We start from the raw sequence: 12,539 nt of genomic DNA on the forward strand, positions 1-12,539 counted from the left end.
GGGCCGGCATCGTCTCCTCAGTGAATCTCGGGTTCGCCGCCCGCGCTGGCGCACGCGCCGCCCACGCCGTCACGCTGCATGAAGTCGAACTCGCAGCCGTTGTTGGCCTGCATGACGTGCATCTGGTACATCGCGCCATAGCCGCGCTTGAAGCGAGGTTCCGGTGCGGCCCACGCGGCCTTGCGGCGCGCCATTTCCTCGTCCGGAATCAGCACGTTCAGGCGGCGCTCCGGCACGTTCAGCTCGATCAGGTCGCCGTCCTGCACGAAGGCGAGCGGACCGCCGATGAACGATTCCGGCGCCACGTGCAAAACGCACGCGCCATAGCTCGTGCCGCTCATACGCGCGTCGGAAATACGCAGCATGTCGCGCACGCCCTTCTGCAGAATCTTTCGCGGAATCGGCAACTGGCCCCACTCGGGCATGCCGGGCGCGCCAACCGGACCCGCGTGCTGGAGCACAATCACGCTGTTCTCGTCGCAGTCGAGGTCTTCGCTGTCGATGCGCGCAGCCATGTCGTTGTAGTCCTTGAACACCACGGCCTTGCCCGTGTGCACGTGCAGATGCTTTTCCGCGGCGCCCGGCTTGATCACGGCGCCGTCCGGCGCGAGATTGCCGCGCAGCACGGCGAGGCCCGTATCCGGCATGAGCGGCTTCGCACGGCGATGGATCACCTCTTCGCTGTAGATTTGCGCGTCGGCGATATTCTCGCCGAGCGTCTTGCCGTTCACGGTCATCTGCGTGCCGTCGATCAGGTCGCCGAGTTCCTTGAGCATCGCGCGCAGACCGCCTGCATAGTAGAAGTCCTCCATGAGGTACTTGCCGGTCGGGCGGATGTTCGCGAGCACCGGCGTGCGGCGCGCGATTTCATCGTACTGCGCGAGCGTGAGATCGACACCGGCGCGGCGCGCAAGCGCAATCATGTGGACGATCGCGTTGGTCGAGCCGGAGAGCGCGAGACACGTGGTCACCGCGTTGTCGACCGACTTGCGCGTGAGGATGTCCGAAGGCTTCAGGTCTTCCCACACCATCTCGACGATGCGCATGCCCGTCTTCGCCGACATCTGCGCGTGACGCGAATCCGGCGCGGGAATCGAGGCAAAACCCGGCAGCGTGAAGCCGAGTGCTTCCGCAGCGCTCGTCATCGTCGATGCCGTGCCCATCGTCATGCAGTGGCCCGGCGAGCGTGCGATGCCGCCCTCCACGCCCTTCCAGTCTTCTTCGGTGATCTTGCCCGCGCGCAGGTCGGCCCAGTACTTCCAGCTGTCCGAGCCCGAACCGAGCGTCACGCCGTTCCAGTTGCCGTTGAGCATCGGGCCCGCTGGCAGGAAGATAGTCGGCAGGTCCATCGAGATCGCGCCCATCAGCAGCGCGGGCGTGGTCTTGTCGCAGCCGCCCATCAGCACGACGCCGTCGGCCGGGTACGAACGGATCGTCTCTTCCGCTTCCATGGCGAGGAAGTTGCGATAGAGCATCGTGGTGGGCTTCTGGAACGGCTCGGCAAGCGTCTGCACCGGCAGCTCGATCGGGAAACCACCCGCCTGCCAGATGCCGCGCCGGACCTCTTCCACGCGCTGCTTGAAATGCGTATGGCAAGGGTTGATCTCGCTCCACGTATTGAGGATGGCGATCACCGGTTTGCCCGCGTACTCCTCGCGGCTGTAGCCCATCTGCGCGGTGCGCGAGCGATGCCCGAACGACCGCAGGTCGTTCACGCCATACCAGCGGTGGCTGCGCAGTTCCTCAGGGGTCTTTCGCTTCTTGCTCATCTTGCGTTGCTCCAGGTGTTTCCGCTAAGCCGCCGGCGTTGGTCCATGGCCTGTTCACATTCATAACGGGCTTGCGCTGGCCGCCAGAAGGGCCGAGCGCAAGGACTGCGACGAAGCGAATACTCGATGTATTCGGGAGGAAACGGAAATAGCGCCGCGTGTTCGCGCCGAAGATTGGCTCCGTTCAATTGCATGTTTGTGCCAAACCCGCTGTTCAGGCGTTGGCGGTCTGTGCCGTGCAACCCGCTTCTGCTCGAACGCGAGCAGCGCCCTGGCCGCCTCGCCGATCGCCGGCAGCGCCTCAGCGGGCGACTGCGAGAGCAGCGGCAGGATCGGGCCCATGTCGGCAATGCCCGAGAGTCACAATCGAGGCGAATTCGCTCTCGACGATCGGGGACAGTTTCATGCGGCCTCGTGCTGGAATGGAGGGTGGTCCATACCGGGCACAGTAGCATCGGCCCGCCGCAGTCGCAAAACAACTTGTTAAGTTTGTCAGATCTTTACAGGAAGGTATGACAATCGTGCTCCCCGCCCTTGCGCGCCCGATACCGGCCCCGTAAAGGAATATTGTAGAATCGCGCTCAAATCGTGGAACCGGTTCCATTTACTATGCCCGTTCCGTGGCCGCCGCGGCGGCGTGTCGTGCGCAGCGCTCATGATGGCTACGCGGACACGGTCGAATCACACGGCGCCGAACTCATACAGAATCCCACCATGTCCGAATCTCCTCTCACGACACGCCGCGGTTTCCTGCGCACGGCAGCGGTGCTCGTGCCTGCCAGCGCACTGGCGGGCTGCGAGGGCGGCAAAGCGCCGTCGAGCGAAACCGCCGCAGCGGGCAGCGCCGCCTCTGCGCCCAACCCGAGGGCTGAAGCCGGGCAGGCCGTCGCCTATAAGCCGCGCTTCTTCGACGCGCGCGAGTGGGCCTTTGTCGAAGCCGCCACCGACCGTCTGATTCCCGCCGATTCCGAAGGCCCCGGCGCGCTGGAAGCCGGCGTGCCCGAATTCATCGACCGGCAGATGGACACGCCCTACGCGCACGGCGCACTCTGGTACATGCAGGGGCCGTTCCAGCAAGGTGTGCCCGAACTCGGCTACCAGTTGAAGCTCGTGCCGCGCGACATTTACCGGCTTGGCATCCAGGCCGTGAACGCGTATTGCGCGAAGGCCTACGGCAAGGACTTCGACGCACTCGACGCCGGCACGCGCGACAGCGTGCTCGCCGCGCTCGAAGCGGGCAAGGTCGAACTGGACGGCGTGCCGGCCTCGGTGTTTTTCGGCCAGTTGCTGCAGAACACGCGCGAAGGCTACTTCTGCGACCCGATCCACGGCGGCAACCGCAACATGGCCGCGTGGAAGATGATCGGCTTCCCCGGCGCGCGTGCCGACTTCATGGATTTCGTGAACCAGAACGGCAAGCCCTACCCGTACGGCCCGGTCTCGATCAACGGGGAACGTACATAAATGGCGATCAAGAAACCTCACGTCGATGCCGTCGTGATCGGCTTCGGCTGGACCGGCGCGATACTCTCGAAGGAACTGACCGAAGCGGGCCTGAACGTGGTCGCGCTCGAGCGCGGCGAGTATCGCGACACCTACCCGGACGGCGCGTACCCCAACACCATCGACGAGCTCACGTACAACATCCGCAAGAAGCTCTTCCTCGATCTTTCGAAGACCACCGTCTCGATCCGCCACGGCGTGAACGACACGGCCCTGCCCTACCGCCAGCTCGCCGCGTTTCTGCCCGGCGAGGGCGTGGGCGGCGCGGGCCTGCACTGGTCGGGCGTGCATTTCCGCATCACGCCCGAAGAGCTGCGCCTGAAAAGCCACTACGAAGAGCGCTATGGGAAGAAGTTCATCCCCGAAGGCATGACGATCCAGGACTACGGCGTCACCTACGACGAACTGGAGCCGCACTTCGACTTCGCGGAGAAGGTGTTCGGCACTTCGGGCCAGGCGTACAAGGTGAAGGGCAACGTGGTCGGCGACGGCAATGTGTTCGAAGCCGCGCGCAGCGACAATTTCCCGTTGCCCGCGCAACTGAATACGTATTCGGCACAGCGCTTCTTCGACGCGGCGAAGTCGCTCGGCCTGCATCCGTACCGCCTGCCTTCGGCGAACACGTCGGGGCCGTACACGAACCCCTACGGTGTGCAGATGGGCCCGTGCAACTTCTGCGGCTTTTGCAGCGGCTACGCGTGCTACATGTACTCGAAGGCTTCGCCGAACCTCAACATCCTGCCCGCGCTCAAGCAGGAAAAGCACTTCGAACTGCGCTCGAAGTGCCACGTGCTGCGCGTCGAACTCGACGATACGAAAAAGCGCGCCACCGGCGTGACCTATATCGATCCGGCGGGCCAGGAAGTGTTCCAGAGCGCGGACCTCGTGATCGTCTCGGCGTTCCAGTATCACAACGTGCACCTGCTGCTGCTTTCGGGCATCGGCAAGCCCTATGACCCGGTTTCGGGCGAGGGCGTGGTGGGCCGCAACTTCGCGTACCAGAACCTTTCGACCATCACGGCGTTCTTCGACAAGGACACGTGGACGAACCCGTTCATCGGCGCGGGCGGCAACGGCGTGGCCGTGGACGACTTCAACGCCGACAACTTCGACCACGGGCCGCCCGGCTTCGTGGGCGGCTCGCCGCTGTGGGTGAACCAGGCGGGCGTGAAGCCGATCAGCGGCATCGCCACGCCCGCCGGCACGCCGAACTGGGGCGCCGGGTGGAAGAAGGCCGTGAAGGACCACTACGTGCACACCATTTCGATGGATGCGCACGGCTCCAACATGTCGTACCGCGACGTGTACCTCGACCTCGACCCGACCTATCGCGACTCGTACGGCCAGCCGCTCCTGCGCATGACCTTCGACTGGAAGGACAACGACATCAGGATGGCGCGGTACGTGACGGGCCAGATGCAAAAGATCGCCGAGGCGATGGGCCCGAAGGCCATCAATGTCTATACGCGCGAGTTCGGCGCACACTTCGACTCGCGCCGCTATCAGACCACTCACCTCGTGGGCGGGGCCGTGATGGGCACCGATCCGGGCACCAGCGTCATCAACCGCTATCTGCAGAGCTGGGATGTGCACAACGTGTTCGTGATGGGTGCCTCCGCGTTCCCGCAGGGGATCGGCTACAACCCGACCGGCCTCGTCGCCGCCCTCGCTTACTGGAGCGCGAAAGCCATTCGCAACCAGTATCTGAAGAACCCCGGCCCCCTGGTGAGCGTGTGAAAAGCCGCATGAAGAAGAGCATTGTCTCCCTGTACGCAATCGTTGTACGCGCAACGATTTCGGCCGCGGCTTGCGCGGCGCTCGCGTCATTCACGGCGCATACCGCATACGCGGCCGAACTGCCGAACACCGCGCTCGTCGCGCATGGCGAATACCTCGCGCGCGCCGGCGACTGCATTGCCTGCCATACCGCGCAGGGCGGCAGGCCCTTTGCTGGCGGCCTGAAGTTCGATACGCCGATCGGCGCAATCTACTCGACCAACATTACGCCCGACGCGAATACGGGCATCGGCAAGTGGAGTTACGACGATTTCGCCAGGGCGGTGCGTCAGGGCGTGCGGCCGAATGGCGAGACGCTTTACCCCGCGATGCCCTACCCCTCATACGCACGCCTCTCCGATGACGACATGAAGGCGCTCTACGCGTACTTCATGCGCGGCGTCGCGCCCGTGCGGGCACCGAACCGCGCCGTGGACATTCCCTGGCCGCTCTCGATGCGCTGGCCGCTCGGCGCCTGGCGCATGCTGTTCGCGCCGAAGGTGCAGGCGTTCGACGGAGCGCATTACAACGACGCGATCGTCGCGCGCGGCGCCTATCTCGTGCAGGGCCTCGGCCACTGCGGCGCATGCCACACGCCACGCGCACCTACGATGCAGGAACTCGCGCTCACCGACCTCGAAGGCGACGACTTCCTCGCCGGCGGCGGCCCGATCGACGGCTGGGTGCCCTCGAGCCTGCGCGGCAACCCGCGCACGGGCCTGGGCAGCTGGAACGAGGACGACATCGTGCAGTTCCTCAAGTCGGGGCGCAATCTGCATACCGCCGCGTTCGGCGGCATGACCGACGTGGTTCAGCACAGCATGCAGCACATGAACGACGCGGACCTGCTCGCCATTGCGCGCTATCTCAAGACGCTGCCCGCAAGCGACCCGAAGGAAACCGCGTACGCCTATGATCCCGCCGCCGCGAACCGGCTGCAAAACGGCGACGCGAGCGCACGCGGCGCGGCGGTCTATCGCGACAACTGCATGGCCTGCCACCGCAGCGACGGGCGCGGCTACACGCGCGTATTCCCGGCGCTCGGCGGCAACCCGGTCGTGCAGGGCAAGGACCCCACTTCGCTGATTCACGTGCTGCTCGCAGGCAGCGCGCTCGAAGGCACGAAATCGGCGCCCTCGTCGTTCACGATGCCGCCTCTCGGCTGGCGTCTGTCCGACCAGGAAGTGGCCGACGTGTCCACTTTCGTGCGTGCGAGCTGGGGCAATGCTGGCGCGCCAGTGAGCGCCGCAGACGTCGCGAAGGTCCGCAAGACCCTCACCGTGAGCACGCCGGCGCCGCCGCCCGGCGCAACGCTCAAGCGCTGACGCGCCCCGCGCCGCACTTTTCCCTCCCCCGCGTTTCGCGCCGGCAGCCTCGCTCGCGAGGCCGCAGGCGCGTGCGCGCATAAGCAGAAATCGCTCACGAGGCGATCTTTAGACGTTGAAACAACCATGATGAAAAAACACCTGCTCGCCGCGCCAGTCCTGTTCTCGCTCGCCGGCATCGCATCGGCGCAGGGGTCGGTCACGCTGTATGGCATCGCCGATGCCGGCATCACGTATCGCAGCAACGAACGCACCGGCACCGCCGGCGCCTACACGGGCCACTCGAACGTGAGCCTCTCCACCGGCAACCTCTCGGGCAGCCGCTGGGGCATCAAGGGCAAGGAGGACCTGGGCAACGGGCTCGCGGCCATCTTCCTGCTCGAAGATGGCTTCGACATCACGAACGGCACCTCCGGCCAGGGCGGGCGCCTGTTCGGCCGCCAGGCCTTCGTGGGCCTCGCCGATCAGCGTTACGGCTCGCTCACCATGGGCCGCCAGTACACCTCGCTCGACGACTTCGTCGGGCCGGTCGCGGCGGTGAACTTCATCGGCGGCTTCGGCGCGCATCCGGGCGACATCGACGATCTCGACCAGACCACGCGCGTGGACAACTCGATCAAGTACACGAGCGCGAATTACGCGGGCTTCACATTCGGCGCGCTGTACGGTTTCGGCGGCCAGGCGGGCAGCATGAAGCGCAAGAACACCTGGAGCGTAGGCGCGGGCTACGCAAACGGCCCGCTGCGCATGGGCGTGGGCTACGAGCGCTCGGACAACAGCAAGACCGGCCTCGACGATCCCACCTACGGCAAATGGCAAGGCACGTACGACGGCACGTTCAATTCGTCGATCAACGAAGGCTACGCGAGCGCGCAATCGCAACAGGTGGCGGCGGCGGGCGCAACGTGGGACTTCGGTCCCGCCGTGGTCGGCGTGAACTACAGCAACGTGCAGTATCGCCCGGGGGCGAATTCGCTGTTCTCGGGCAATGCGATCTTCAATATCGCGGGCATTTTCACGCAGTGGAACGTGCAGCCGCGCACGCATCTGTTCGCGGGCTACAGCTATACGCGCGGGAGCGCCGTGCAAGGTGTGGATGAAGACGCGCAGTACCACAACGTTTCGGTGGGCGCGACCTACGATCTCTCGACGCGCTCGACGGTGTACCTGCTCGCGGGCTACCAGCATGCGTCGGGCATGACGCTCGACGCTGCCGGCAATCCGGTCGCGGCAACCGCTTCGGTGTCGGACAAGGGCAACGGCCACTCGTCCGCCACTCAGTCGCAAGCCATTGTGAGCGTAGGCCTGCGTCAGAAGTTCTAGTCAATCTGACGCTTCGTTGCTGGCGCAACGAAACCGCGGGTGCTCATGTCCTGAGCGCCCGCCTCCTTTTGCCAGGCGCTTCGCGGTTCAGTGCAGCACCTCGGGCCGGTCCAGCAGGCCGTAAAACTCGTCGATCGTCACAGTCGGTGCGAACTGCGACAGTGTGGCGACGATCACGTCGTCGGTAATCGCCGATCCTGCCGCCGATTCGAGCTGAACCCCGGCCGCAGCGGCCTGGCTCTCGGCCAGCTCGAGGGCGATCGACAGGATGAAGCGTGCGTCGGTTTGGGTGAGTAGCGCTTTCATGCCAGCTCTAACGGCGCACGTGCGGGGAATCTTTAGGATTTTGTGGGGTTTCGCGAGGTTTGGCGGGGTTTCGTAACGGTTGCGCGCAACCCTATGCTCAACGCGTGCGCGCCACGAACTGCCCGGGACTCGTGCCCGTCAATCGTCGGAACATTGCGATGAACGCCGACGACGTGGCGTACCCCAGATCCAGCGCCACGGCCTCGACGCTGCGCCCCGCATGCAGCATCGGCAGCGCGTTGACGAGCCGGATGCGCTGGCGCCATTCAGTCAACGACATGCCCAGTTCGTTTTGCGCGCGCCGCATGAGCGTGCGCTCGCTCATGTGAAACGCATCGGCAAGCTCGGCAAGCGTGCGATTGTCGGCGGGATTCTGGCGCAGCACCTGGAGGATCGCGTTCAGATCGGCGTCGTCGGTATGCGGGACGAAGCTGCCCGTGGTCGCGCTGGTCGACAGCTGATCCACGAGCACGCGCAACAGACGCGCGCGCTGCGCTTCGCCCTCTTCCTCCGCCGGCGTCACGCGCAGATGCTCGAGGATCGCGCGCACGAGCGGCGACACCATGACCGCGCAGCTCGTTGCCGGCATGCGCGTGCACAGGTCGCGGCTGATGTACACCGAGCAATGCACCGTCTCCTGCTCGTTGAACCCCACGTGTTCCGTGCCCGGCGCGATCCAGAGCCCGAGATGCGGCGGCGTGATGTAGTGCTCGTCCCCCGCCTTCACCTCGGTCGTGCCACTGAACGCATAAACGAACTCGCCCCACGGGTGGCACATCTGCGGATACGTGGCGTGCGAAGGCATGTGCTCCATGCGGAAGAACACGGGCGTGGGCAGCACGTCGGTGAAGGGCGGCAGGCGCAGGTAGCGCGCCGGGCGAGCACGGTCAGGTGATTTGGGCATGGCAGCCTGGGGCTATCGATTGTCAGTTTTGCGCTATATGCGCGCATCCCGACGCATCAATACTACGCCCACTGCAACCGGACCTCAGCCGAATCCTTCAAATCAGCGAGCCCGCAATGAGAAAGCAAGTCGACGCAACGTCCGTGGCCATCATGGTGGCGCTCTGCCTCGCATGGGGTCTGCAACAGGTCGCGATCAAGGCAGTGGCCGGGGACATCCCGCCCATGCTGCAGATCGGACTGCGTTCGGGCGTGGCTGCGGCACTCGTGTGGCTCTTCAACCGGCTCGTTTCGCGCGAGCTTTGGCTGCCGGGCGTGGCACGCGGCGCGGGGCTCGTCACAGGCGGCTTGTTTGCGCTCGAATTCGTGTTCGTGGCCGTGGGACTGCGCTGGACCAACGCCTCGCATATGGCCGTATTCATCTATACCGCGCCGATGTTCGCGGCAATCGGCCTGCATATGCGCCTGCCCGACGAACGCCTCGCGCGACTGCAATGGGGCGGCATTGCGATCGCCTTCACGGGCATCGCCATCACGTTCCTCGGCCCCGCGCTGCTGGGCGCCGACATACCGGGCTCGCCGCTGTGGCTGCCCGGCGACTTCATGGGCCTGTGCGGCGGCGCGGCGTGGGGGCTCACGACTGTCGTCGTGCGTACGAGCCGCCTGAGCGAGGCGCCAGCCACACAAACGCTGTTCTATCAACTGGCGGGCGCTTTTGTCGTGCTGGTGCCGTTCGCGTTTCTGACCGGCCAGGCGCACTTTCACGGTACGCCGCTCGCCCTGGCCTCCCTCGCATTCCAGACCCTGCTCGTCTCGTTCGTGAGTTACCTCGTGTGGTTCTGGCTGCTGCGCCGCTATCTGGCCGCGCGCCTCGGCATATTGTCGTTCATGACGCCGCTGTTCGGCGTGGCGTTCGGCGTCGTGCTGCTGCACGAGCGCGTGGAGCCCGCGTTCCTCTTCGGCTCGGCGCTCGTGCTGCTCGGCTTGCTGGTGGTGAACGCGCAAAGCTGGGTCCGCCAGGCTTTCGGGCGCCGTACCGCCAGCGCAAACGGCGCCCGGGCTTCCTGATTGGCTTTCCCGCCGGATGAGTTCGGTCCTGCGCGATTGAGCCATCGCATCGCCGCGCTTGCCCACAGGCAACTCGCGCACGACCACCTCGGCCACGAACTCACCGAATTCTGAGGTAAAGTCGTTCGGGTTCCGACTCCCAGCGAATCCAGCACCCGATGCAAACCCTCTCGACTTTCACGCCCGTGGCGCCCGAACACGCGAGCCGCCTCATCAATCACGGCCCCACGGTGCTCGTCACCAGCAGCGACGGCAAGCGCCGCAACGTCATGGCGGCCGCATGGTCGATGCCCGTGGAATTCACGCCGCCGCGCATCGCCATCGTGATCGACAAGCGCACGTTCACGCGCGAACTCATCAACGCGAGCGGCACGTTCGGCGTGATCATTCCGGGCGCCGCTGCAATCGACCTGACCTATGCCGTGGGCAGCGTAAGCGGCCGCGAGATCGACAAGTTCCGGCGCTTCAATATCGCCGCCATTACGGGCCCCAGGCTTGGCGTGCCCCTGCTCGAAGCAGGCTGCTCCGCGTGGATGGAATGCCGCCTGATTCCCGAGCGGCATACCGAAGACGCCTACGATACGTGCTTCGCCGAAGTGATCGCTGCCGCGGCCGACCCGCGCGCCTTCCGCAATGGCCACTGGGAACTCGACAGCAGCAACGCGGACCTGCACACGATCCACCATCTCGGCGCCGGCAATTTCGTGCGCGCCGGCGAAACGATCAAGGCGCGCGAACTCACATAAGCGCGCAAACGCGAGCAGGCCGCTACGATCACGGGTGGGATGAAGTCGCCCCTGGCGACTCAAACAACCGCGTGCTTGAATTTTATAGACGATCGGTCTAATATCGGCGACATGGAACCGACCTTCGCCAAACCGCGCCGCGGCAGGCCGCCGAAAGACCCGCGCGCGCACGCCGACACACGCGAAACGCTCATTCGCGCCGGCATGGAAATGCTGACCGAACAGAGCTTCGCGGCCACAGGGCTGGATGCCGTGCTCAAGCGGGTGAACATTCCCAAGGGCTCGTTCTATCACTACTTCGACAGCAAGGAAGCATTCGGGCGCGAGTTGATGACCGCGTACGACGCGTACTTTTGCGCGAAGCTCGACCGCTGGCTGCAGGACGACACGCGCCCCGCCCTGGAGCGCCTCGGCGCCTTCGTCGACGACGCCAGCAAAGGCATGGCCCGTCACCGCTATACACGCGGCTGCCTCGTGGGCAACCTTGGCGTAGAGGTGGACATCCTGCCCGACGATTTCCGCGCAACGCTCGAACGCATTCTGCAGGGCTGGCAAGCGCGCATCGTTGCGTGCCTGCGCGAGGCCCAGCGCGAAGGCGTGCTCGCCAAACGAATCGACCTCGCGTCACTTGCCGCCTTCTTCTGGATAGGCTGGGAAGGTGCCGTGCTGCGTGCGAGGCTCGTGCGCAGCGCAGCGCCACTCGACACATTCTTCAGAGGTTTCATCGCGGGGTTGCCGCGCGCATGAGGCCGCGGCAGGCCAACCGTTCACTGTTTCAGGAGCAGGATCCATCATGTTCAAGGCCATTCTGATTGATAAGGAATCCGGATCGTACGAAGCACGCATCGCCGAACTCGACGACGCGCGCCTGCCGGAAGGCGACGTGCTCGTCGATGTCGGCTACAGCACGCTGAACTATAAGGACGGCCTGGCGATCACGGGCAAAGGCCCGGTCGTTCGCAGCTTCCCCATGGTTCCGGGCATCGATTTCGCCGGGACGGTCGCGCAAAGCGCGAACCCTGCCTACGCGGTGGGCGACGCGGTCGTGCTCAACGGCTGGGGCGTTGGCGAACAACATTGGGGCGGCCTCGCGCAGAAGGCGCGCGTCAAGGGCGACTGGCTCATTCCGCTGCCGAAGGGCTTCACGCCACGACAAACGATGGCAGTCGGCACGGCCGGATACACGGCCATGCTCTGCATTCTCGCGCTCGAACGACACGGCATCACGCCCGCGCACGGCGACGTGCTCGTCACGGGCGCGAGCGGAGGCGTGGGCAGCTTTGCCATTGCACTGCTCACGCACCGAGGCTATCGCGTCGTCGCTTCGACCGGCAGGCTGAAGGAGGCGGAGTATCTGAAGCAGCTCGGCGCCGTCGAAGTGATCGACCGCGCCTCGCTGTCGGAGCCGGGCCGCCCGCTGCAAAAAGAACGCTGGGCTGCCGCGGTCGATTCGGTTGGCGGCCACACGTTGGCCAATGTCTGCGCGAGCCTGCGCGCGGATGGCGCGGTGGCGGCCTGTGGCCTGGCACAGGGTATGGATTTTCCCGCGACGGTCGCGCCATTCATTCTGCGCGGCGTGAGCCTGCTGGGCATCAATAGCGTCACGCGTCCGTTTGCGCAGCGGCAGCAAGCCTGGCAAGCGTTGGGAGAGACGCTCGATCTGCAGCAGCTCGACACGATTACGCAGGAAATCGGCCTGGCCGAGGCCATTGCAGCCGCAAACGATCTGCTCGCCGGGCATGTGCGCGGGCGGCTCGTGGTGGACGTCAACCGGTAACATGCGCAGGCGCGGCGATTCAACGTCTCACGATTTCGCCGCA

At 65.3% G+C, this 12,539-nt stretch carries 11 protein-coding genes; 8 read left to right on the forward strand and 3 right to left on the reverse strand.

What is annotated here, in order from left to right:
• Positions 1-17: 17 nt before the first annotated feature.
• Positions 18-1,769, reverse strand: a complete 1,752-nt coding sequence (gene araD / locus C7411_RS13770; protein ID WP_110384826.1) for an L-arabinonate dehydratase — start codon at positions 1,767-1,769, stop codon at positions 18-20.
• A 714-nt stretch (positions 1,770-2,483) separates the two neighbouring features.
• On the opposite strand from araD, the gene C7411_RS13780 reads away from it, so the two are divergent.
• From C7411_RS13780 to C7411_RS13795, 4 genes are all read left to right on the forward strand, one after another.
• Positions 2,484-3,233: a gluconate 2-dehydrogenase subunit 3 family protein gene (locus tag C7411_RS13780; RefSeq protein WP_110384868.1), complete on the forward strand. Its 750-nt coding sequence runs from the start codon at positions 2,484-2,486 to the stop codon at positions 3,231-3,233.
• Positions 3,234-5,009 carry a GMC family oxidoreductase gene (locus tag C7411_RS13785; RefSeq protein WP_110384827.1) on the forward strand — a complete coding sequence of 592 codons (1,776 nt, stop codon included), beginning with the start codon at positions 3,234-3,236 and terminating at the stop codon, positions 5,007-5,009.
• 8 nt (positions 5,010-5,017) lie between these two features.
• Positions 5,018-6,373, forward strand: a complete 1,356-nt coding sequence (locus tag C7411_RS13790) for a cytochrome c (RefSeq protein ID WP_110384828.1) — start codon at positions 5,018-5,020, stop codon at positions 6,371-6,373.
• 129 nt (positions 6,374-6,502) lie between these two features.
• Positions 6,503-7,696: a porin gene (locus C7411_RS13795; RefSeq protein ID WP_110384869.1), complete on the forward strand. Its 1,194-nt coding sequence runs from the start codon at positions 6,503-6,505 to the stop codon at positions 7,694-7,696.
• An 87-nt stretch (positions 7,697-7,783) separates the two neighbouring features.
• Here C7411_RS13795 and C7411_RS13800 read toward each other — a convergent pair whose 3' ends face one another.
• Together C7411_RS13800 and C7411_RS13805 are read right to left on the reverse strand one after the other, a co-directional pair.
• Positions 7,784-8,002, reverse strand: a complete 219-nt coding sequence (locus tag C7411_RS13800) for a hypothetical protein (RefSeq protein WP_028207581.1) — start codon at positions 8,000-8,002, stop codon at positions 7,784-7,786.
• 97 nt (positions 8,003-8,099) lie between these two features.
• On the reverse strand, positions 8,100-8,906 hold the full coding sequence (locus C7411_RS13805) for an AraC family transcriptional regulator (protein WP_110384829.1): 807 nt from the start codon (positions 8,904-8,906) through the stop codon (positions 8,100-8,102).
• Between the two features lie 116 nt (positions 8,907-9,022).
• Here C7411_RS13805 and C7411_RS13810 point away from each other — a divergent pair, with 116 nt between their 5' ends.
• The 4 genes from C7411_RS13810 to acuI all read left to right on the forward strand — a co-directional run bounded on the left by C7411_RS13810 (position 9,023) and on the right by acuI (position 12,496).
• Positions 9,023-9,973, forward strand: a complete 951-nt coding sequence (locus C7411_RS13810; protein WP_110384830.1) for a DMT family transporter — start codon at positions 9,023-9,025, stop codon at positions 9,971-9,973.
• 158 nt (positions 9,974-10,131) lie between these two features.
• On the forward strand, positions 10,132-10,719 hold the full coding sequence (locus C7411_RS13815) for a flavin reductase family protein (RefSeq protein WP_110384831.1): 588 nt from the start codon (positions 10,132-10,134) through the stop codon (positions 10,717-10,719).
• A gap of 111 nt (positions 10,720-10,830) precedes the next feature.
• Positions 10,831-11,466, forward strand: coding sequence for an acrylate utilization transcriptional regulator AcuR (acuR, locus tag C7411_RS13820; RefSeq protein ID WP_110384832.1), 636 nt, complete (start codon positions 10,831-10,833; stop codon positions 11,464-11,466).
• A gap of 46 nt (positions 11,467-11,512) precedes the next feature.
• Complete coding sequence (acuI, locus tag C7411_RS13825; protein ID WP_110384833.1) at positions 11,513-12,496, forward strand: acrylyl-CoA reductase (NADPH); 984 nt, start codon at positions 11,513-11,515, stop codon at positions 12,494-12,496.
• Positions 12,497-12,539: the final 43 nt, after the last annotated feature.

The organism is Paraburkholderia silvatlantica, from assembly GCF_003096715.1.
Classification (GTDB): domain Bacteria; phylum Pseudomonadota; class Gammaproteobacteria; order Burkholderiales; family Burkholderiaceae; genus Paraburkholderia; species Paraburkholderia silvatlantica.

Excerpts from the sequence above, each read along its gene's own strand:
- araD (WP_110384826.1), bottom strand. The coding sequence starts at position 1,769 with ATGAGCAAGAAGCGAAAGACCCCTGAGGAACTGCGCAGCCACCGCTGG.
- C7411_RS13780 (WP_110384868.1), top strand. The coding sequence starts at position 2,484 with ATGTCCGAATCTCCTCTCACGACACGCCGCGGTTTCCTGCGCACGGCA.
- C7411_RS13785 (WP_110384827.1), top strand. The coding sequence starts at position 3,234 with ATGGCGATCAAGAAACCTCACGTCGATGCCGTCGTGATCGGCTTCGGC.
- C7411_RS13790 (WP_110384828.1), top strand. The coding sequence starts at position 5,018 with ATGAAGAAGAGCATTGTCTCCCTGTACGCAATCGTTGTACGCGCAACG.
- C7411_RS13795 (WP_110384869.1), top strand. The coding sequence starts at position 6,503 with ATGAAAAAACACCTGCTCGCCGCGCCAGTCCTGTTCTCGCTCGCCGGC.
- C7411_RS13800 (WP_028207581.1), bottom strand. The coding sequence starts at position 8,002 with ATGAAAGCGCTACTCACCCAAACCGACGCACGCTTCATCCTGTCGATC.
- C7411_RS13805 (WP_110384829.1), bottom strand. The coding sequence starts at position 8,906 with ATGCCCAAATCACCTGACCGTGCTCGCCCGGCGCGCTACCTGCGCCTG.
- C7411_RS13810 (WP_110384830.1), top strand. The coding sequence starts at position 9,023 with ATGAGAAAGCAAGTCGACGCAACGTCCGTGGCCATCATGGTGGCGCTC.
- C7411_RS13815 (WP_110384831.1), top strand. The coding sequence starts at position 10,132 with ATGCAAACCCTCTCGACTTTCACGCCCGTGGCGCCCGAACACGCGAGC.
- acuR (WP_110384832.1), top strand. The coding sequence starts at position 10,831 with ATGGAACCGACCTTCGCCAAACCGCGCCGCGGCAGGCCGCCGAAAGAC.
- acuI (WP_110384833.1), top strand. The coding sequence starts at position 11,513 with ATGTTCAAGGCCATTCTGATTGATAAGGAATCCGGATCGTACGAAGCA.